Origin of the sequence: Janthinobacterium sp. SUN120 (assembly GCF_030397735.1) — a bacterium.
In the GTDB taxonomy this organism is placed as follows: Bacteria; Pseudomonadota; Gammaproteobacteria; order Burkholderiales; family Burkholderiaceae_D; genus Janthinobacterium; species Janthinobacterium kumbetense.
On sequence record NZ_JAPUBW010000002.1, the window covers coordinates 292677 to 311545 of the forward strand.

Annotated in this window: 23 protein-coding genes; 5 read left to right on the top strand and 18 right to left on the bottom strand. The window is 61.2% G+C overall.

All coding sequences use genetic code 11. The annotated features are described in order from the left end of the window. Window positions 1-71: 71 nt before the first annotated feature. From O0879_RS11025 to O0879_RS11055, 7 genes are all read right to left on the bottom strand, one after another. Window positions 72-839 (bottom strand): SIMPL domain-containing protein, encoded by a 768-nt coding sequence (locus O0879_RS11025; protein WP_289910815.1) that lies wholly within the window; start codon window positions 837-839, stop codon window positions 72-74. Window positions 840-940: 101 nt separating this feature from the next. After that, the gene (locus O0879_RS11030; RefSeq protein ID WP_251351414.1) at window positions 941-1696 is read right to left on the bottom strand and encodes an SIMPL domain-containing protein; all 756 of its coding nucleotides are present in this window, start codon (window positions 1694-1696) and stop codon (window positions 941-943) included. 206 nt (window positions 1697-1902) lie between these two features. Then, a complete protein-coding gene (locus tag O0879_RS11035; protein WP_289911474.1) occupies window positions 1903-3129 on the bottom strand; it encodes an MFS transporter in 1227 nt (408 codons plus the stop codon). A 188-nt stretch (window positions 3130-3317) separates the two neighbouring features. Next, complete coding sequence (locus O0879_RS11040) at window positions 3318-3728, bottom strand: hypothetical protein (protein ID WP_289916430.1); 411 nt, start codon at window positions 3726-3728, stop codon at window positions 3318-3320. 150 nt (window positions 3729-3878) lie between these two features. Then, on the bottom strand, window positions 3879-4895 hold the full coding sequence (gene ilvC / locus O0879_RS11045; RefSeq protein WP_034750044.1) for a ketol-acid reductoisomerase: 1017 nt from the start codon (window positions 4893-4895) through the stop codon (window positions 3879-3881). 74 nt (window positions 4896-4969) lie between these two features. Continuing rightward, complete coding sequence (ilvN, locus tag O0879_RS11050; RefSeq protein WP_010399754.1) at window positions 4970-5461, bottom strand: acetolactate synthase small subunit; 492 nt, start codon at window positions 5459-5461, stop codon at window positions 4970-4972. Window positions 5462-5463: 2 nt separating this feature from the next. Continuing rightward, complete coding sequence (locus O0879_RS11055; protein WP_099667148.1) at window positions 5464-7194, bottom strand: acetolactate synthase 3 catalytic subunit; 1731 nt, start codon at window positions 7192-7194, stop codon at window positions 5464-5466. Window positions 7195-7690: 496 nt separating this feature from the next. Here O0879_RS11055 and O0879_RS11060 point away from each other — a divergent pair, with 496 nt between their 5' ends. The 5 genes from O0879_RS11060 (at window position 7691) to O0879_RS11080 (ending at window position 10455) form a co-directional block, all read left to right on the top strand. Then, the gene (locus O0879_RS11060; protein WP_034779551.1) at window positions 7691-8260 is read left to right on the top strand and encodes an RNA polymerase sigma factor; all 570 of its coding nucleotides are present in this window, start codon (window positions 7691-7693) and stop codon (window positions 8258-8260) included. Beyond that, window positions 8257-8661 carry a DUF3619 family protein gene (locus O0879_RS11065; RefSeq protein WP_289916431.1) on the top strand — a complete coding sequence of 135 codons (405 nt, stop codon included), beginning with the start codon at window positions 8257-8259 and terminating at the stop codon, window positions 8659-8661. Before O0879_RS11060 ends, O0879_RS11065 begins: the two co-directional genes overlap by 4 nt. Next, window positions 8661-9437, top strand: a complete 777-nt coding sequence (locus O0879_RS11070) for a DUF3106 domain-containing protein (protein WP_099667146.1) — start codon at window positions 8661-8663, stop codon at window positions 9435-9437. Before O0879_RS11065 ends, O0879_RS11070 begins: the two co-directional genes overlap by 1 nt. After that, the gene (locus tag O0879_RS11075; RefSeq protein WP_099667145.1) at window positions 9427-9963 is read left to right on the top strand and encodes an RDD family protein; all 537 of its coding nucleotides are present in this window, start codon (window positions 9427-9429) and stop codon (window positions 9961-9963) included. Before O0879_RS11070 ends, O0879_RS11075 begins: the two co-directional genes overlap by 11 nt. Before the next feature lie 63 nt (window positions 9964-10026). Beyond that, window positions 10027-10455, top strand: a complete 429-nt coding sequence (locus tag O0879_RS11080) for a group III truncated hemoglobin (protein ID WP_289916432.1) — start codon at window positions 10027-10029, stop codon at window positions 10453-10455. Here the strand turns inward: O0879_RS11080 and O0879_RS11085 are convergent. The 11 genes from O0879_RS11085 to O0879_RS11135 form a co-directional block, all read right to left on the bottom strand. Further along, window positions 10452-11210, bottom strand: a complete 759-nt coding sequence (locus O0879_RS11085; protein WP_289916433.1) for an rRNA pseudouridine synthase — start codon at window positions 11208-11210, stop codon at window positions 10452-10454. The two genes, O0879_RS11080 and O0879_RS11085, sit on opposite strands and share 4 nt — an antisense overlap. 99 nt (window positions 11211-11309) lie before the next feature. After that, a complete protein-coding gene (locus O0879_RS11090; RefSeq protein ID WP_099667142.1) occupies window positions 11310-12227 on the bottom strand; it encodes an SAM-dependent methyltransferase in 918 nt (305 codons plus the stop codon). Further along, window positions 12214-12408 (bottom strand): Fe-S cluster assembly protein IscX, encoded by a 195-nt coding sequence (iscX, locus tag O0879_RS11095; RefSeq protein WP_071322763.1) that lies wholly within the window; start codon window positions 12406-12408, stop codon window positions 12214-12216. Before iscX ends, O0879_RS11090 begins: the two co-directional genes overlap by 14 nt. A 1-nt stretch (window position 12409) precedes the next feature. Beyond that, window positions 12410-12751, bottom strand: coding sequence for an ISC system 2Fe-2S type ferredoxin (fdx, locus tag O0879_RS11100; protein ID WP_034750070.1), 342 nt, complete (start codon window positions 12749-12751; stop codon window positions 12410-12412). Window positions 12752-12822: 71 nt separating this feature from the next. Then, the gene (gene hscA, locus O0879_RS11105; RefSeq protein WP_289898472.1) at window positions 12823-14703 is read right to left on the bottom strand and encodes a Fe-S protein assembly chaperone HscA; all 1881 of its coding nucleotides are present in this window, start codon (window positions 14701-14703) and stop codon (window positions 12823-12825) included. A gap of 108 nt (window positions 14704-14811) precedes the next feature. Next, entirely contained in the window at window positions 14812-15327 is a 516-nt protein-coding gene (hscB, locus tag O0879_RS11110; RefSeq protein ID WP_230520945.1) for a Fe-S protein assembly co-chaperone HscB, read from the bottom strand. A gap of 66 nt (window positions 15328-15393) precedes the next feature. Beyond that, entirely contained in the window at window positions 15394-15714 is a 321-nt protein-coding gene (gene iscA, locus O0879_RS11115) for an iron-sulfur cluster assembly protein IscA (protein ID WP_010399774.1), read from the bottom strand. A gap of 157 nt (window positions 15715-15871) precedes the next feature. Beyond that, the gene (iscU, locus tag O0879_RS11120; protein ID WP_034750082.1) at window positions 15872-16258 is read right to left on the bottom strand and encodes a Fe-S cluster assembly scaffold IscU; all 387 of its coding nucleotides are present in this window, start codon (window positions 16256-16258) and stop codon (window positions 15872-15874) included. Window positions 16259-16313: 55 nt separating this feature from the next. Further along, complete coding sequence (locus O0879_RS11125) at window positions 16314-17540, bottom strand: IscS subfamily cysteine desulfurase (RefSeq protein WP_289898886.1); 1227 nt, start codon at window positions 17538-17540, stop codon at window positions 16314-16316. Window positions 17541-17610: 70 nt separating this feature from the next. Then, window positions 17611-18087 carry a Fe-S cluster assembly transcriptional regulator IscR gene (gene iscR, locus O0879_RS11130; RefSeq protein WP_065310626.1) on the bottom strand — a complete coding sequence of 159 codons (477 nt, stop codon included), beginning with the start codon at window positions 18085-18087 and terminating at the stop codon, window positions 17611-17613. A gap of 216 nt (window positions 18088-18303) precedes the next feature. Further along, a complete protein-coding gene (locus O0879_RS11135) occupies window positions 18304-18855 on the bottom strand; it encodes an NADAR family protein (protein ID WP_251351403.1) in 552 nt (183 codons plus the stop codon). Window positions 18856-18869 lie beyond the last annotated feature (14 nt).

Below are 18869 nucleotides of genomic sequence, written 5' to 3' on the forward strand. Positions count from 1 at the left end.
ATTATAGAGGAGCTGCCGCCAAAGAAAAGCGTGGCGGCGTCAAGCTGACAATATTGATCCCGAAGCTAGCCTTATTTGAACTTGACCTTCGCCACCAGGCCCATATTGAGGGTCGTTTCGCCTGGCTCGAAGCTCGGTTCGGCCACCTGGTTGCCGCCATAGCCCATGGCGTCGGCACTCATGTTGCGCGCGCCGGCCACGCTGACGCGCTGCGCGTAATTGCCCGAGCCTTCGAAATCGATGGTGTCGATCACGGCGTCATTGACGTTGCGGCCCATGGCGCCGGCGATGGCGGCCACGCGTTCGTTCAGGTTCCTATAGGCGGCGGCGATGCGCTGGTCGTCGAGCTTGCGGATGGTGGCGGGCGCCAGGCCGAAGTTCAGGCGGTTCAGGGTCAGCACGCCTTGCGCCGCGGAAACGGTTTTCGGCAAGGCGGCCAGGTTGGTCGTCGTGACCTGCAGGTATTGGCCCACTCTCCAGCCCGTCGGCACGCGCGGCTTGGCGGCGACGCCTGGCGGCAGCGGCGCCGTTTCCGGGTACACGGCATACGTGTAGTAGCCCTGGGTTTTCAGCACGGCTTGCGGATCGGCTTTCTTGACGATGGCGGCGCCCTGGTTCATCTTCTGGTTCACGCGCGAGGCAGCGGCGGCCTTGTCCTTGTCCTGCTCTTCGATGGCCAGGGTGACGGTCACCTGGTCGTTCGCATGCACGACTTCGCCGTTGGCGGGCACCACCACGAGGGTGCCGGAAGTGGGCAAGGCCTGGGCTTGTGCGCCCATGGCAACGGTGGCGGCGGCGGTAACGACAGCGGCGGCCAGCATGGTTTTCATGACGGTCATGGTGTTCTCCTGAAAAATAAAGGGGCAAAAACGATCATGGGGCCAACAGCCCCATGATTTTTAAAACAGTCTAACGCGGAATTGTTTCCACGCTAATGCACTTACTTGAACTTGACCTTGCCGACGACACGCATGTCGAGCGTCGTTTCGCCCGGCTCGAAGCTCGGTTCGGCGACGGTGCTGTCTTCGGCCATCTTGGCGCTGCGCATCATCATCGGTGCGGCGGCAGCACGGTTTTCGGTGACATAGTTGCCCGAACCTTCGAAGTCCACCGTATCGAGCACGGCGTCGGCAACATTGCGGCCCATGGCCTTGGCGATGGCGGCGACGCGTTCGTTCAGGTTCTTATACGTGGCGGCGATGCGCTGGTCGTCCAGCAGGCGGATGGTTTCCGGCTTCAGGCCGAAATTCAAGCCATTCAGGGTCAGCACGCCTTGCGCCGCCGACACGGTTTTTGGCAGGGTCGCCAGATTCGCCGTCGTCACTTCCAGGTACTGGCCCACGCGCCAGGCCGTCGGCAAACGCGGCTTGGCCACGGCGCCGGCTGGCAGCGGGCGCTCTTCCGGATACACGGGATAGGTGTAATAGCCGTACGATTTCAGCGCGGCAGAAGGATCGGCCTGCTTGACGATGGCGATGCCCTTGTTCATCTTCTGGTTGACTCGCGACGCGGCGGCAGCCTTGTCCTTGTCCTGTTCTTCGACGGCCAGGGTAGCGACCACCTGGTCATTGACATGCTTGACTTCGCCAAACGCGGGTACGACCACCAGGGTGCCGTTGGTCGGCAGGGATTGGGCTTGTGCGCTCAAGGCAACGGTGGCAGCGGCGGCAACAAGGACGGATTTCATCACGGTCATGGGGTACTCCTAGGTAGTTAATATGGCTGACAGCCCGCGAAAGGGGTGGCTATTGCCACCTCTTTCGCTTGAGAAACTTGTCAAACTGTGTAGATTCTAACGCCTCATTCATTCCTGTGGCGCAAATTAACAAATCGTCACAAAATGTGCTTGCCAGTCACATCTGCTCACATTTCAACACACTGTCATTCAAAATAACAATGTTATTAGTGACCTGCCACCGGGCCGCCGCTGCGCCGGCCCGGCTTGAAACTGTAGCGGCGCGCGCGCCAGGCGATGATCAGCGCCACCAGCAGCAAGGCCAGCATGGCCCACGGGAACGAGGCCGCGCCATAGCCGTCCAGCAGCACGCCGCCCGCCAAGCCGCCGCCCGCGATGGCCACGTTCCAGATGGTCGCCACCATCGCTTGCGCCACATCCATGCCGTCGCCGGCCGCGTCGGCCGAAGCCGTCTGCAGCAAGGTGCCGGCGCCGCCAAAGGTGACGCCCCAGATGGCCATGCTGACATAGATGACGGCCGGCGAGTCCATCGCCAGGCCCAGTGCCACCACCACGCAGGCCAACGCGGCGAGGCAGCCCAGCACGAGCGGGCGCAGCCAGCGGTCGATCAGCTGGCTGACCAGCCAGATGCCGGCCAGCGAGCCCACGCCATACACGAGCAGCACCAGGTCGATGCGGGGACGCAAGCCGGACGGCGCCAGGAACGGCGCGATATAGGTATACAGAATGTTATGCGCCAGCATCCAGGCGACGATCACCGCCAGGATCGGCCGCACGCCCGGCGTCATGAACACCTGGCGGATCGACAGCCGTTCGCCATTCTTTTGCCCCGGATAATCGGGCACGGCCACCAGTATCCAGGCAACCAGCACCACGGCCAGGCCCGACATGATGCCGAAGATGCTGCGCCAGCCCAGCACGCCGCCCATCAGGGTGCCCAGCGGCACGCCCAGAGACAGGGCCAGCGGCGTGCCGATCATGGCGATGGCCATCGCCCTGCCCTGCTGCTCCACGCTGACCATGCGGCGCGCATAGCCGGCCATCAAGCCCCAGGCCAGCCCGGCCGCCATGCCGGCCAGGAAGCGCGAGGCCAGCGCCACCATGTAATTGGGCGCCAGCGCCGTCATGGTATTGAAGACCAGGAAGCCGCCGACGGCCAGCAGCAGCACCTTGCGGCGGCGCCAGCCGCTGGTCATGGCGGTCAGGGGGATGGCGGTCAGGATGGAGCCGATCGCAAACACCGTGACGAGCTGACCCGTCATGACTTCGGAAATGCCGAGACCCTGCGAAATCTGCGGCAACAGGCCCGCGGGCAAGGTTTCGGCCAGGATGGCGATAAAGCTGGTCATCGCGAGCGCCAGCAAGGCGGCCAGCGGAAAGCGTCGGGAAATGGCAGTGCCGGCAGGGCCTGAAACAGGCACGGCGGCGGTCATACGGTCAGTCATGTGGATACCTCGGGTTGCGCAGGCAGCGCTTCAACGAGCCTGGCGTGCTATCAAATAGCGGTAATGCGCGTTGCGGTCGGCAGATACCGAAACAGATGCAGCTATATGAAACTGCAAAGGAAGGGCGGAATTGTAGCGCAAACGCCGCGACGGCGTGCGCAGGGAAATATCCGTGCTCAGGCTGGCGTCATGCAGGCATCATTGGCCGCCTTGCGTGGCGAAAACCAGGCATTCGATTTCGGACTGTACAGGAAGGCGCAGATGACGGCGAACATGAGCGCGCCAGGCAAGACGTCCATCTTGACCGGCAAGGTCGCCAGGCAGAGCGCAATGTCGATCACGCCCCACACCAGATACACCGTGCGCGCGCCACGCAGCCGTTGCAGCATGGCCAGCGCTGCCACCAAGGTGATGCCCTGGCTGAAGAGCAAAATCGCGTATTGCACTTCGGCGGGAATCACGCCATCCCCCATTGCGGCCAGCATGGCGGGGTCGTGGCGGCCGAGGAAAGCCGACACCAGCGCCAACAGCGAGCCGATGACCAGAAACCAGCAGCTGACGGCAACCGCGACGGGTCGCTTGACCACATGAAGATTCCCGACAAAAACTTTAGAAAAAACAAGCATGAGGCTGACGGTATTGTTGAATGGGCCTGATTGTAACGGATGTTGCCTGCCAGGCGCCGGCGCACAAAAAAAGCCGGCTTGCGCCGGCTTCTTGTGAAGAACGATAGCTGCTTAGTTTTTCGACTGGTCGACCATCTTGTTCTTGGCGATCCAAGGCATCATGGCGCGCAGTTTCGCGCCCACTTCTTCGATCTGGTGCTCGGACGTCAGACGACGGCGCGAGATCAGGGTCGGTGCGCCTGCCTTGTTTTCCAGGATGAAGCTCTTCGCGTATTCGCCCGTTTGAATGTCTTTCAGGCATTGACGCATCGCATCCTTGGTGGCCGACGTCACGACTTTAGGACCGGTCACGTATTCGCCGTATTCGGCGTTGTTCGAGATCGAGTAGTTCATGTTGGCGATGCCGCCTTCATAGATCAGGTCGACGATCAGTTTCAGTTCGTGCAAGCACTCGAAGTACGCCATTTCAGGAGCGTAACCGGCTTCCGTCAGGGTTTCGAAGCCGGCCTTGATCAGTTCCACGGCGCCGCCGCACAGCACGGCTTGCTCACCGAACAAGTCCGTTTCAGTTTCTTCGCGGAAATTCGTTTCGATGATGCCGGCACGGCCGCCGCCGTTGGCCGAGGCGTACGACAGGGCGATATCGCGGGCGATGCCCGATTTATCCTGGTACACGGCGATCAGGTGAGGCACGCCGCCGCCCTGGGTGTAGGTGGCGCGCACGGTGTGGCCCGGGGCCTTCGGCGCGACCATGATCACGTCCAGGTCGGCGCGTGGCACGACTTGGCCGTAATGCACGTTGAAACCGTGGGCGAAGGCCAGCACGGCGCCTTGCTTGGCGAACGGGGCGATGTTTTCGTTGTAGACCTGGGCGATATTTTCATCCGGCAGCAAGATCATGATGACGTCGGCCGCTTTCACGGCGTCGTTGACTTCCGCCACTTTCAAGCCGGCTTGCTCGACCTTGGTCCACGACGCGCCGCCCTTGCGCAGGCCGACGGTGACGTTGACGCCCGAATCGTTCAGGTTTTGTGCGTGTGCATGGCCTTGCGAACCGTAGCCGATGATGGCAACGTTTTTGCCTTTGATCAAGGAGAGGTCAGCGTCTTTGTCGTAAAAAACTTTCATGGTATTTCCTATAATTTGATGATGTGTTGTTGTTTTAAATGCGGCGCCAGGGCCGCGTAGAGCTGCTTATATTTTTATACTTTGAGGATGCGTTCGCCGCGGCCGATGCCGGAACCGCCCGTGCGGACGGTTTCCAGGATGGCGGCACGGTCGATCGAATCGATGAACGCGTCGAGCTTGACCTTGTTGCCGGTCAGTTCGATCGTGTACGTCTTTTCGGTGACATCGATGATGCGGCCACGGAAGATATCGGCGGTGCGCTTCATTTCCTCGCGCTCCTTGCCCACGGCACGAACCTTGATCAGCATCAACTCGCGTTCGATATGCTGGCCTTCGGTCAGGTCGACCACCTTCACCACTTCGATCAGGCGGTTCAAGTGCTTGGTGATCTGCTCGATGATGTCGTCCGAGCCGCTGGTGACGATGGTCATGCGCGACAGGGTCGAGTCTTCCGTCGGCGCCACGGTCAACGTTTCGATGTTGTAACCGCGTGCCGAGAACAGGCCCACCACGCGCGACAGGGCGCCCGCTTCGTTTTCCAGCAAGACAGAAATAATATGGCGCATGATTAGAGGTCCTCCGAGCCGAGCATCATTTCGGACAGGCCTTTGCCGGCTTTCACCATGGGCCACACGTTTTCGGACTGGTCGGTAATGAAGTTCATGAATACCAGCCTGTCTTTCATGCCGAACGCCTCTTTCAGGGCGCCGTCGACGTCGCCCGGTTTTTCAATTTTCATGCCCACGTGGCCATACGCTTCGGCCAGCTTCTCGAAGTCGGGCAGCGAATCCATGTACGACTCGGAATAGCGCGAACCGTAATCGATTTCCTGCCACTGGCGCACCATGCCGAGGAAACGGTTGTTGAGCATGATGATCTTTGGCGTCAAGTGATATTGCTTGCACGTCGCCAATTCCTGGATGCACATCTGGATCGAACCTTCGCCCGTGATGCAGGCAACGGTGGCGTCCGGGTTGGCCATCTGCACGCCCATGGCGTACGGCAAACCGACACCCATGGTGCCCAGCCCGCCGGAATTGATCCAGCGGCGCGGCTTGTCGAAACCATAGTATTGCGCGGCCCACATCTGGTGCTGGCCCACGTCGGACGTGATGAAGGCGTCGCCCTTGGTGATCTGGAACACCTTTTCCACCACCGATTGCGGCTTGATGACGAGGTCGGAGGTCGGGTATTTCAGGCATTCGCGGCCGCGCCATTCGGCGATCTGCTTCCACCAGTTGCTCAAGGCATTGACGTTCGGCTTGGCTTCGGCCGCATCCAGTTGCGCGAGGAACTCGATCAGCACGTCCTTGACGTTGCCGACGATGGGAATATCGACCTTGACGCGCTTGGAAATCGACGAGGGATCGATGTCCACGTGGATGATCTTGCGCGGATGCGAGGCGAAATGTTTCGGGTTGCCGATCACGCGGTCGTCGAAACGGGCGCCGATGGCGATCAGGACGTCGCAATTCTGCATCGCCATGTTCGCTTCGTAGGTGCCATGCATGCCGGGCATGCCGACATACTGCTCGCTCGAGGCGCGGTAGCCGCCCAGGCCCATCAAGGTGTTGGTGCAAGGAAAACCCAGGCGGTCGACCAGCTTGTTCAGCTCGGCCGAGGCGTTCGCCAGGATCACGCCGCCGCCCGTGTAGATCATCGGGCGTTCGGCTTGCAGCAACAGCTGCACGGCCTTGCGGATCTGGCCCGAGTGGCCCTTGTCGACGGGACGGTAGGAACGCATCTCGACTTCCTTCGGATAGTCGAAATGGCATTTGTGCATGCTGATATCCTTGGGGATATCGACCAGCACGGGTCCCGGACGGCCGGTACGGGCGATGAAGAAGGCTTTCTTGATCGTCGCTGCCAGGTCCTTGACGTCCTTGACGAGGAAGTTGTGCTTGACGACGGGGCGCGTGATGCCGACCGTGTCGCATTCCTGGAACGCATCCTGCCCGATGGCGTGGCTCGGCACCTGGCCGGAGATCACCACCATGGGAATCGAGTCCATGTACGCGGTGGACAAGCCCGTGACGGCATTCGTGACGCCCGGACCGGACGTGACGATGGCGACACCGACCTTGTTCGAGCTGCGCGAATAGGCATCGGCGGCGTGGATCGCGGCCTGCTCGTGGCGTACCAGGATATGCTGGAATTTGTTTTGCTGGAAGATGGCGTCGTAGATGTAGAGTACGGCTCCGCCCGGGTATCCAAAGACGTGCTCGACGCCCTCTTCAGCCAGACAGCGCACGACAATTTCTGCGCCCGTAATTGGTCCTGCTGCTGCTTCGGTATTCATGAAACATTCCTTTCAAGGTCCATTGGAGATTGATCGGATGTTCTTTCCTGACGAAGTTCGCTGTGCGCGACAGTGCTCCTGCTTCCCTTTTCATGCGGTCACGCAATTTCTTTGGGCACCCATAGATACCTTACAAAACAACGCTTAACGCAACTCGTTTGGCCGGAGTTTCTGTGGCGCCTGTACGAACCGCTCGCGCTTGTGGCGCGGGTTAGAACAAACTGCCTACAAATGAAAGCGCGTCTTGCCGCGGATGGCCTTGTGTGCCGGTCGCGACCTGACCATAGGGCTTTGGGGTGTTCAAAGCGTCCTATACGGTATCGCGTCGCACCATTATGGTCAAGGAAAATGTCAGCCGAAAGGCCATTTTGCGCGCACGGAGTGCAAAAACTCTGCGGAAACGCACATTTTTTGCTAGCATGCACGGGGTTGCAAAAAGCATACCCGCCCCCATTTCGCCCACCGCACCCGCAGCCGCTAAGATCCCCCATACCGCATGGCAACAGACAAAGAATTATCCGACTTTCTAGAAAATGTCGAGCGGCGCGCCTTCAAGCAAGCCGCCTACGCGGTCCGCAAGGAAGAATCGGCACTCGACATCGTGCAGGACGCCATGATCAAGCTGGCCGAGAAATACGGCGACAAGCCGGCCGCCGAACTGCCGATGCTGTTCCAGCGCATCCTGCAAAACACCATCCTCGATTATTTCCGCCGCGAAAAAGTCCGCAACACCTGGGTCAGCCTGTTTTCCGGCATGAAGCCCTCGGGCGACGAGCATGAGGATTTTGATATACTTGACACTTATGAATCGGAACAGGGCTCCAGCGCCGCCGAATCCTCGGCCGACCAGGTCGAGCGCGCGCAAATCCTTGATTTGATTGATGCGGAGGTACAAAAACTGCCGTCACGTCAACGCGAAGCCTTCCTCATGCGTTATTGGCAGGACATGGATGTGGCTGAAACAGCGGAAGCGATGGGTTGCTCCGAAGGTAGCGTGAAAACACATTGCTCTAGAGCTACCCACACGCTCGCCGAATCGCTGAAAGCCAAGGGAATTAAATTATGAACACCGACGATCTCAATTTCGCTTACAAAGTGCGCCATGCACTGAACGCAAAACTCGACGACCTGCCCGCATCGGCCACCGATCGCCTGGCAGCGGCACGCAAGCTGGCCCTGTCCCGCAAGAAGGCGGACGCGCCCGCCGCCGTCGCCGTGCGCCAGAATGTGTTCGCCGGCGTGGCCAGCAGCCTGTTTGTCGAGCCGCTGTCGTGGCTGGGGCGCATGAGCGTCATCATCCCCCTGCTGCTGCTGGTCGGCGGCATGGTGGGCATCTATCAGTTTGAGCAAGAACAACATATTGCCGAACTGGCAGAAATCGACGCCGCCGTGCTGTCGGACGAATTGCCGCTTTCCGCCTACATGGACCATGGCTTCAATGCCTACCTGACGAAACGCGAGCAATAATGACACGCTCAAGCGTACGCAAAGGCTGGCTGGCCGGCGGCATCGGCCTGGGTGCCTGCGCCCTGGCCGGCGCCGCCTGGGTAGGCGCGCAGCAACATGCCGCGCCCGCCGCCCCTCCCGTGGCAGCCGCGCCCGTGGTGGCGCCCGCCCCGGCCTCAACAGCCAAGCCCGGTTCGCCCCGCACGGCCGGCAAGGGCGGCACGCCGCCCAAGACGGGCGAGAATCCCTCGTGGAACAAGTTGTCGCGCGCGCAGCAGGAAGCCCTGCAGCCGCTGGCGAGCGAATGGAACAAGCTGGAAGCCTTGCGCAAGCAGAAATGGCTCGATATCGCCAGCCGTTTCGCCTCCATGACGCCGGACGAGCAAACCCGCGTGCATGAACGCATGCGCGAATGGATCAAGCTGACGCCGGAACAGCGCCGTCTCGTGCGCGAAAACTATACGCGCACGAAGAAGATTGATCCTGGTCAAAAAACCGCGCAATGGGAGCAATACCAGCAATTGCCGGAAGATCAAAAGAAAAAGCTGGCGACGGAACTCGTGCCGAAAAAGCCGCTGGAAAAAGTGCCCGCGATCAATTCGAATACGAGCAAGCCGGCCCCGATCCTGCTGCCCGCCACGCCGGCAGCACCTGCGGCCGCCGCGCCCGTGCTGCCACCCGCGCCTGCAGCGACGGCCGTGCCGAGCGATCCCGCCGCAGCCCCCGCCACCGTGCCCGTCACGCCATCTGTTACGCCATCCATTACGCCTGCCCCACTGCCAACCAATGCCAAATAGCACGCCTGCCGCCAGCATCACTTCCCATCCCACGATCAAGCGCCGCCTAATTTCCATGGTGTACGAGTCGCTGCTGGCCCTGGCCGTGCTGTTTTTGCCCTTCCTGCTGTTCGAGCTGGCCGTGCAGGGCGCGCATACGCCGTTGACGGAACACATGCGCCAGTGCCTGGCCTTCCTCGTCATGGGTGCGTATTTCATCCATCAATGGAGCCGCGAAGGGCAAACCCTGGCCATGAAGACGTGGCGCCTGAAAGTCGTGCTGCCGGGCCACGCCCACGTGCCGCTGCGCGTGGCCGCCTACCGCTACGTGCTGTCGTGGATGTGGCTGCTGCCAGCCCTGCTGGTGTCGTATCTGCTGGACTTGCAGCACTGGACAGCCCTGGGCGCCATCGGTGTCGGCATCCTGGCGTGGTCCAGCACGGCCCTGTTCACGGGCAATGGACAATTTCTGCACGACAAGCTGGCGGGCACGCACATCGTGCAATTGCCGGCTCCCGCGAAGAAGCCGAAGAAAGTCGCCGCCTGAGTTTTGACGCGGCTTGACCTGGGTCATTGAAGCGCCACGGGGGCTCTGCGATCATGGCATGCCATGAATACTACCGCCCCCCTCCCCCACACACGCTTCGCTCCCTACCGCGAGGAAGTCTGCAGCGAAGACGAAGTCAAGCATCTCGTCCACACCTTTTATGCGGCCGCGCGCGAAGACGCCATGCTGGGCCCCATCTTTGCCGCCGAGGTCAAGGATTGGGATGCCCACCTGGCCACACTGGTCGATTTCTGGTCAGGCTTGCTGCGCGGCACCATGCGCTACCACGGCAAGCCGCTGGCCCAGCACGCGCAAATGGAACACCTCACGCCCTGCATGTTCCGCCGCTGGCTGACCCTGTTCTTCGCCACGACGGAGAGCATGGGCAATGCGGCCCTGCAAGAGAAGGCCGACACCATCGCCTTGAATATTGCTGAACGGCTATGGAAAAGCTTTGCAGAAAGCCATTCCATCGTGGCGCCGCAGCTTTAGAAGCGTTCGTAGCCTTGCAGATAGCGCCATTGCCCCACGGGCATGGCGCCCATCGGGATGCGGCCGATGCGCAAGCGCTTCATGGCGACGACGTCCAGTCCCACCATCTTGCACATATGGGCGATCTGGCCCGGCTGCACGTTTTTCAGGGCGAAACGCAAACGCGTTTCATTTTGCCAGCTGACCTTGATCGGCGGCAAAGGCTTGCCATTGAAGGGCAAGCCGTGATTGAGCAGCGCCAGGCCGTTTTCCATGATGCTGCCGGCCACTTCCACGATGAATTCCTGCTCCACCGTTTTCGCTTCGTCGACCAGCTTGCGGGCGACGCGGAAATCCTGCGTGAATACCAGCAAGCCGGACGCCATGGTGTCGAGCGGATTGGTGATGGTCAGGCCGATCAGGTGGCGCTTGAGGAAGCGCGTGACGGAACTGGGCGCCACGTTTTCCGGCGTGAATATCTCTTCGGGACGCAAACAGCTCAGGGCTGGCTTGCCTTCGCTGCCGATGCCGCCGTTGATGCCGGCCGGCTTGTGCAGCAGAATCGTCACGGGCGGCATTTCTTCCAGCGTCGCGTTCGGCAACAGCACCACTTCCTGGCTGTCCGCCACGCGCGCGCCCGACTCTTCCACCAGCACGCCGTCGACCGTCACCCAGCCGCCCTCGATATACAGCTCGGCCTCGCGGCGCGAACAGGGCACGTCTTCAGACAGGCGCTTGGCCAGGCGGACGGTGGGCATTTCAATAGGTGTGGTCATGGAGGAGGCGCAAAAAGCAAGAGGAGGAGAAAGCCGGTATTGTAACCGACCCGCTCCTCCCCTCGTTTGCCCTTGCGGATACTTTGCCCTGCGGATACTTTACGCGCCCGCCTTGGCCAGCTCTTCGGCAAAGAAGCGGTGCCCCATCTCTTCCAGGCCCAGGGTTTGCAACACTTCCTGCAAGCGTTCCGTCGGACGCTGGCGCGGCAAGTTCTTGTAGCTGGCGATGATCAGTTCATTCTTCATCGAATGCTCCCAGCCCACCAGTTCCGTCACGCTGACCTGGTAGCCATGCGCTTCCAGCTGCAGGCAACGCAGCACGTTGGTGATCTGGCTGCCGAATTCGCGCGTATGCAGCGGGTGGCGCCACAATTCCGTCAAAACATTCTTGCCCAGGCTCTTGCCCTTGTTCTTCTTCAATACGGAGGCGACTTCCGCCTGGCAACATGGCACCAGCACCATGAATTTCGCCTTTTTCTTCAGGGCGAAGTGGATGGCGTCGTCGGTGGCCGTATTGCACGCATGCAAGGCCGTGACGATATCGATCTGCTGCGGCAGCAAGGTCGATTCCGTCGATTCGGCCACGGACAGCGGCAAGAACGACATGCCGGGGAACTTGAATTTCTTCGCCAGCTCCTGCGAACGCTGCACCAGCTCTTCGCGCGTCTCGATGCCATAGATGTGCGAACCGTCGTTGCCATTCTTGAAGAACAGGTCATACAGGATGAAGCCCAGGTAGGACTTGCCGGCGCCGTGGTCGACCAGCGACACGCCGGGGTGGTCGAGCTGCACTTCGCGCAGCAGCGGCTCGATGAATTGCGTCAGGTGGTACACCTGTTTCAACTTGCGGCGGCTGTCCTGGTTCATCTTGCCGTCGCGCGTCAGGATGTGCAATTCCTGCAGCAAGGCGACCGACTGGCCATCCTTGATCTCGGGCATGTTGCTGGCGGCGGTGATGACGTCTTTCGGCGCGGCGACTGCGGTGGCGGCGGCTGCCGCGCCCTTAGCGCGCTTCATCGATCCACGCCATCTGTATCGCTTCGAGCACTTTTTCGCCGCCGCGCGTGTGGTCATCGTCGAAGCCGTCCAGTTCCACCACCCAGTTGTGCAGGTCGGTGAAACGCACGGTCAGGGGATCGATGTCCGGATGCGCATCGTACAGCGCCTCGGCGATCACGTGAATGTCGGACCATTTCATGTTAGTGGCTGCCTTCGCTGACCTGGTTGATCGTGTATTTCGGGATTTCGACGACGAGGTCGGCCTCGGCCACGATGGACTGGCACGACAGGCGCGACACGGCTTCCAGGCCCCAGGCCTTGTCCAGCATGTCTTCTTCCAGTTCCGTCGCTTCGTTCAGCGATTCGATGCCTTCACGCACCAGCACGTGGCAGGTGGTGCAGGCGCACGACTTTTCGCAGGCGTGCTCGATGTCGATGTCGTTTTCCAGCAGGATGTCGCAGATGGACTTGCCGGCAGGTGCTTCGATGACGGCGCCGTCCGGGCAAAGCTTGGCGTGCGGCAGGATAACGATTTGTGGCATGGTGTCTTCTTTCAGTCTGTCATTCGGAGCGCGGCCGCGGCGAGTGCCTGCGGCGCGCTGTTCAATTAGTTTTATACGACTTGATCCAGGGATTTACCCGTCAAGGCCGTGCGCACGCTGCGGTCCATGCGGCGCGAGGCGAAATCCTCGGTGCCGTCGGCCAGCGCCTCGATCGCCAGCTTCAAGGCCTGGTGGTCGATGGCGCCGCTTTGCGATTGCGCAATAGCGTCGCGCACCTTGTTCATCAAGCTGTCGACGGCTGCGCGTTCGTCTGCATCCAGCAAGCCGCCGTCTTCATCGAGCGCCGACTGCGTGGCCAGCAGGATGCGTTCCGCTTCCACCTGCTCTTCGCGCAGCGCGCGCGCCACCATGTCGACGTCGGCCGAGGTGTACGAATCCTGCAGCATGCGGGCGATGTCGTCGTCGCCCAGGCCGTAGGCCGGCTTGACGCTGATCGACGCTTCCACGCCCGAGCGCAGTTCGCGCGCCGACACGGACAGCAAGCCGTCCGCATCGACCTGGTACGTGATGCGGATGCGCGCGGCGCCCGCCACCATCGGCGGAATGCCGCGCAGCTCGAAGCGCGCCAGGGAACGGCAATCGCTGACCAGTTCGCGCTCGCCCTGCAGCACGTGCACGGCCAGGGCCGTCTGGCCATCCTTGAAGGTCGTGAATTCCTGGGCGCGCGCGCACGGTATCGTCGAATTGCGGGGGATGATCTTTTCCACCAGGCCGCCCATGGTTTCGATGCCCAGCGACAGCGGGATCACGTCCAGCAGGAGCCAGTCGTCGCCGGCGGCGCGGTTACCTGCCAGCAAGTTCGCCTGGATGGCGGCGCCCAGCGCCACCACTTTGTCAGGGTCGATGTTCGCGTGCGGCGTCGTGTGGAAGAACTCGCTCACGGCGCGCTGCACGTGCGGCATGCGCGTGGCGCCGCCCACCATCACCACGCCGTCGACGTCATCCGCATCCACGTTCGCGTCGCGCAAGGCTTTCTTGATGGCGTTCATGGTTTTCACGACCAGGTGCTGCGTCATGGCGGCAAAGTCGGCTGCCGTGATGCGCAGATGGATTTCTTCACCCGAGTTCAGCTTGGCGTCGATCGTCGTTTCCGACTTGGTCGACAGCAATTCCTTGATCTCGCGCGCCTTCACCATCAGGATGGCCGTGTCTTCATCGGACAGGGGCGCCAGCTTGGCGTGCTCGCTGATCCAGCAGAACAGGCGGCGGTCGAAATCGTCGCCGCCCAGGGCCGAGTCGCCGCCCGTGGACAGCACTTCGAATACGCCCTTGCTCAGTTTCAAGATCGAGATGTCGAAGGTGCCGCCGCCCAGGTCGTACACGGCGTACACGCCTTCGGACGCGTTATCGAGGCCATACGCGATGGCGGCGGCCGTCGGCTCGCTCAGCAGGCGCAAGACATTGATGCCGGCCAACTGGGCCGCATCTTTCGTGGCTTGCCGCTGTGCATCGTCGAAATACGCTGGTACAGTAATCACGGCGCCCACCAGGTCGTCGCCCAGCGAATCTTCCGCGCGCTGGCGCAGGGTGGCGAGGATCTGCGCCGACACTTCGACGGGGCTTTTCACGCCGGCCACGGTTTTCAGCTGCACCATGCCAGGCGTGTCCTGGAAGTCGTAGGGCAAGTTTTCCGCGTAGGCGATGTCGGCCAGGCCGCGGCCCATGAAGCGTTTCACGGAAACGATGGTGTTCTTCGGGTCGGTGGTTTGCGCGGCCAGGGCCTTGTAGCCGATGTTCGCGTGGCCGTTCGGCAGGTAGCGCACGACGGAGGGCAGCAGGGAGCGCCCGTCTTCGTCGTTGAGCACCTCGGGAATGCTGTTGCGGACGGTGGCGACCAGGGAATTGGTGGTGCCAAGGTCGATGCCGACGGCCAGGCGGTGCTGGTGCGGCGCGGTCGACATGCCTGGTTCGGAAATTTGCAGAAGTGCCATTGTATTCGTGCCTCGATTAATTTTTTGCGTGATGCAGTTGATGCCTGACGCGCATTATAAGTCGCGGGCCAGACTGGCGCTTGGCACGCCGGTCAAGCGATCGCCTGGTCAAGCCTCGATGGCCTCATAGGCAAAACGGACTTCCTCGCCGAATTTGTCGAGGAACATCAGGGCGCGCACGCTTTGCGCGGCATTCGCGTAGTCGGCCGCGTCCAGCTGGGCCGCCACCTGGGCCAGCAAGGCCTTGCGTTCGCCGCGCAGCTGGCGGTCCAGGGCGTCGAGCGCGTCGGCATCCTTGCCGGCACGGGCGTCGCCCAGCTCTTCGCGCCATTCCATCTGCTGCATCAGGAAACTGACGGGCATGGCCGTGTTCGACTCCGTCTGCAGGTCGACGCCATTGAGTTCGCACAGGTATTGCGCGCGTTTTTGCGGGCTTTTCAGGGTTTGATAGGCTTCATTGGCGCGCGTGGCCCATTGCATCGCCACGCGCTTTTCAGCACTGCTGGCATTGATGAAGCGGTCCGGATGGACCTTGCCCTGCACGTCGCGGTAGGCCGCGTCGAGCGCGCTCATGTCGAGCGAGAACTGCGCCGGCAACTGGAATAATTCGAAGTGGTTTTGCATAATGGTCGGTGGTCGCTGTACCGCAATCGATGGGTACAGCGCACCGACCGGGGTCTTGCCAGCTGTTTAAATCCTGAAGGACTCGCCGCAGCCGCAGGCGTCTTTTTCGTTCGGATTGTGGAACTTGAAGCCTTCGTTCAAGCCTTCGCGCGCGAAATCGAGTTCCGTGCCGTCGATGTAAGGCAAGCTTTTCGGGTCGACGAAGACTTTCACGCCGTGCGATTCGAAGACGCTGTCTTCGGCCGCCACTTCATCGACATATTCGAGCTTGTAGGCCAGGCCCGAGCAACCCGTGGTGCGCACGCCAAAGCGCAAGCCCATGCCCTTGCCGCGCCGTTCGATATAACGGTTGATGTGCTTCGCCGCTTTTTCGGTCAGTGTGATCATGTATTTCTCCGCTCCTGTTCCCACATGGGAACAGGTATCAAAATCCAACAAATTCTAGAGTGCCTGAAAAACGTTCAGGGCAAGGCGCATTGCCGAAGGCAGTACGACTAGTACGACAAGGCAATGCAACGCAGCCATGGGCGTTTTCTCAGGCGCTCTACGCTGCCGGATGGCGGGTCTGGTAGTCCAATACTGCCGCCTTGATGGCGTCTTCCGCCAGGATGGAGCAGTGGATCTTCACTGGCGGCAGGGCCAGCTCTTCGGCGATCTGCGTATTCTTGATGGCCAGCGCCTGATCCAGGGTCTTGCCTTTCACCCATTCGGTCACCAGCGAGCTCGAGGCGATGGCCGAACCGCAGCCATACGTCTTGAATTTCGCATCTTCGATCAGGCCGTCGGCGCCAACCTTGATCTGCAGTTTCATCACGTCGCCGCAGGCAGGCGCGCCTACCATGCCGGTGCCGATGGTTTCATCACCCTTGTCGAAAGCGCCCACGTTGCGCGGGTTTTCGTAGTGATCGAGTACTTTGTCCGAGTAAGCCATTTTGATGCTCCTTAAATATTCTTGCCGGCCCTGTCCAACAGGGCCAGGGTATTGGTTAGTGGGCAGCCCATTGGATCGAATTGATATCGATGCCATCTTTAAACATGTCCCACAGCGGCGACAGGTCGCGCAGCTTGTGCACTTTCGATTTCAGCAGGTTCACGGCGAAGTCGATGTCTTCCTCGGTCGAGAAGCGGCCGATGGTGAAGCGGATCGAGCTGTGCGCCAGTTCGTCGCTGCGGCCCAGGGCGCGCAGCACGTACGATGGCTCCAGGCTGGCCGAGGTGCAGGCCGAACCGGACGATACGGCGATATCCTTGATCGCCATGATCAGCGACTCGCCTTCGACGTAGTTGAAGCTGACGTTCAGGTTGTGCGGCACGCGGTGCTCCATGTCGCCGTTGATGTAGACTTCTTCGATCTCCTGCAAGCCCTTGGCCAGGCGGTCGCGCAAGGCCTGGATGCGGCCGATTTCGCTGTCCATCTCTTCCTTGGCGATGCGGAACGCTTCGCCCATGCCGACGATCTGGTGCGTCGGCAGGGTGCCCGAACGCAGGCCGCGCTCATGGCCGCCGCCGTGCATCTGCGCTTCCAGGCGCACGCGCGGCTTGCGGCATACGTACAGGGCGCCCACGCCTTTCGGGCCGTAGGTTTTGTGTGCCGTGAAGGTCATCAGGTCGACCTTGGTCTTTTGCAGGTCGATGACGACCTTGCCCGTCGCTTGCGCGGCGTCGCAATGGAAGATGATGCCTTTCGAGCGGCAGAATACGCCGATCTCGTCGATCGGCTGGATCACGCCGATTTCGTTGTTCACCAGCATCACCGACACGAGGATGGTGTCCGGGCGCACGGCCGCGGCCAGCTGCTCGACGGTGATCAGGCCGTTGTCCTGCGGTTCCAGGTAGGTCGCTTCAAAGCCGATGCGTTCCAGTTCGCGCACCGTGTCGAGCACCGATTTGTGCTCGGTCTTGACGGTGATGATGTGCTTGCCCTTGGTCTTGTAGAACTGCGCCGCGCCCTTGATTGCCAGGTTGTTGCTTTCCGTTGCGCCGGAGGTCCAGATGATTTCGCGCGGATCCGCGTTCACCAGGGCCGCCACGTGGCCGCGTGCCTCTTCCACGGCTTTTTCCGCCGTCCAGCCGTACATGTGGCTGCGCGATGCCGGATTGCCGAACTGCTCGCGCAGGTAGGGAATCATCTTGTCGGCGACGCGTGGATCGATCGGCGTCGTGGCCGAGTAATCCATGTAGATCGGGAAATGCGGTGCGGTTTCAAAGTGCACTTGGCCTACGTTTTTTTCTGGGGCGTTCATCAATAACTCCTGCAATCAGCAACTGGTATTTTTGTCATTATCAACCGAGGGCGGCGTGGTTACGGTGCATCACCATCACGCTTTGCTCGGCATTCTTTTGTCTCTGCTGGTCGACCAGGTCCTGCAAGGACACAGAATCCAGATAATCGACCATTTTTTCGTTGAGTGTGGACCACAATTCATGCGTCATGCAGCGCGCGCCCGTGGCCGCGTCGGCGCCGTGGCAATGTTCCTTGCCGCCGCACTGCGTGGCGTCCAGCGGTTCGTCGACGGCGATGATGATGTCGGCCACCGTCACCTTGTCGGCGCGGCGCGCCAGGCTGTAACCGCCGCCTGGGCCGCGGATCGATTCGACGATCTCATGCCGGCGCAGCTTGCCGAACAGCTGCTCCAGGTAGGACAGGGAAATCGACTGGCGCTGGCTGATACCGGACAAGGTGACCGGTCCCTTGCCCTGGCGCAGGGCAAGATCGATCATCGCTGTCACGGCAAAACGGCCTTTTGTAGTCAGACGCATACATCCTCTGGTCAACTGGTTTAAAATATTGCGGCTTTTCAACTCCTCAAACCCCGAGTAGTTGAATGATTTAGTCAAGTATAACAAATTCGGCGGGGTTTGTCAGAGCGCCCCTCGATGACCACAGGGCTGGAAGGGGCATGGCCGGCCGCGCCAGGCGCGGCGGCATCAGGAAAACAACAGTCGGGAAGTCACGGGCGGGTGCAGCGTCAATTTTCAGCCCCGCAAAGCGGTCCGCACTTTCATCAGTTCAAACCCCAGCAAGTTCAAGCCGTCCCAGCGGGCGGGGTCCAGGATGCGCGGATTGTCCGACGCCAGACCCACGCCCCATATCCGGTCGACGGGACTGGCTTCGACGATGACGCGCTCGCCCGTGCCCAGCAAAAACTTGCGCAGCGCAGCCTTTTGCGAGAACTTGGCAAAGTTGCCATCGAAAACGATGCCGGCGCGCGCCGCTTCCCACACCCTGGCGTCGAAGTTCGCCACTTCGCGTCCCAGCTTCTTCACTTCCGACGGCCGCTCGGCCGCCACGATGCGCGCCTGCACGGCCGTGTCGCCAAACAGGGCCGCCTTTTGCGCCATCATGTAATGCTCGGCCGTCGCATACGTCACGCCGGCCAGGCTGAACGGCGACGGAAACCACTGGCTGAAGCAGCTTTTGTCGGGCACCTGCGGCTGCGCCGGCGTGTGCCCCCAGAAATACAGATAGTCGGGCACGCCGCCCGCCGCGATCCACGCCTTCAATTCTTCCACGTTACTGATTTGCATATTCCCCGCACTTC

What these genes read in the sequence shown, in the direction of transcription:
- O0879_RS11025 (WP_289910815.1), bottom strand. Translation starts at nt 839, where the DNA reads ATGACCGTCATGAAAACCATGCTGGCCGCCGCTGTCGTTACCGCCGCC.
- O0879_RS11030 (WP_251351414.1), bottom strand. Translation starts at nt 1,696, where the DNA reads ATGACCGTGATGAAATCCGTCCTTGTTGCCGCCGCTGCCACCGTTGCC.
- O0879_RS11035 (WP_289911474.1), bottom strand. Translation starts at nt 3,129, where the DNA reads ATGACCGCCGCCGTGCCTGTTTCAGGCCCTGCCGGCACTGCCATTTCC.
- ilvC (WP_034750044.1), bottom strand. Translation starts at nt 4,895, where the DNA reads ATGAAAGTTTTTTACGACAAAGACGCTGACCTCTCCTTGATCAAAGGC.
- ilvN (WP_010399754.1), bottom strand. Translation starts at nt 5,461, where the DNA reads ATGCGCCATATTATTTCTGTCTTGCTGGAAAACGAAGCGGGCGCCCTG.
- O0879_RS11055 (WP_099667148.1), bottom strand. Translation starts at nt 7,194, where the DNA reads ATGAATACCGAAGCAGCAGCAGGACCAATTACGGGCGCAGAAATTGTC.
- O0879_RS11060 (WP_034779551.1), top strand. Translation starts at nt 7,691, where the DNA reads ATGGCAACAGACAAAGAATTATCCGACTTTCTAGAAAATGTCGAGCGG.
- O0879_RS11065 (WP_289916431.1), top strand. Translation starts at nt 8,257, where the DNA reads ATGAACACCGACGATCTCAATTTCGCTTACAAAGTGCGCCATGCACTG.
- O0879_RS11070 (WP_099667146.1), top strand. Translation starts at nt 8,661, where the DNA reads ATGACACGCTCAAGCGTACGCAAAGGCTGGCTGGCCGGCGGCATCGGC.
- O0879_RS11075 (WP_099667145.1), top strand. Translation starts at nt 9,427, where the DNA reads ATGCCAAATAGCACGCCTGCCGCCAGCATCACTTCCCATCCCACGATC.
- O0879_RS11080 (WP_289916432.1), top strand. Translation starts at nt 10,027, where the DNA reads ATGAATACTACCGCCCCCCTCCCCCACACACGCTTCGCTCCCTACCGC.
- O0879_RS11085 (WP_289916433.1), bottom strand. Translation starts at nt 11,210, where the DNA reads ATGACCACACCTATTGAAATGCCCACCGTCCGCCTGGCCAAGCGCCTG.
- O0879_RS11090 (WP_099667142.1), bottom strand. Translation starts at nt 12,227, where the DNA reads ATGAAGCGCGCTAAGGGCGCGGCAGCCGCCGCCACCGCAGTCGCCGCG.
- iscX (WP_071322763.1), bottom strand. Translation starts at nt 12,408, where the DNA reads ATGAAATGGTCCGACATTCACGTGATCGCCGAGGCGCTGTACGATGCG.
- fdx (WP_034750070.1), bottom strand. Translation starts at nt 12,751, where the DNA reads ATGCCACAAATCGTTATCCTGCCGCACGCCAAGCTTTGCCCGGACGGC.
- hscA (WP_289898472.1), bottom strand. Translation starts at nt 14,703, where the DNA reads ATGGCACTTCTGCAAATTTCCGAACCAGGCATGTCGACCGCGCCGCAC.
- hscB (WP_230520945.1), bottom strand. Translation starts at nt 15,327, where the DNA reads ATGCAAAACCACTTCGAATTATTCCAGTTGCCGGCGCAGTTCTCGCTC.
- iscA (WP_010399774.1), bottom strand. Translation starts at nt 15,714, where the DNA reads ATGATCACACTGACCGAAAAAGCGGCGAAGCACATCAACCGTTATATC.
- iscU (WP_034750082.1), bottom strand. Translation starts at nt 16,258, where the DNA reads ATGGCTTACTCGGACAAAGTACTCGATCACTACGAAAACCCGCGCAAC.
- iscR (WP_065310626.1), bottom strand. Translation starts at nt 18,087, where the DNA reads ATGCGTCTGACTACAAAAGGCCGTTTTGCCGTGACAGCGATGATCGAT.
- O0879_RS11135 (WP_251351403.1), bottom strand. Translation starts at nt 18,855, where the DNA reads ATGCAAATCAGTAACGTGGAAGAATTGAAGGCGTGGATCGCGGCGGGC.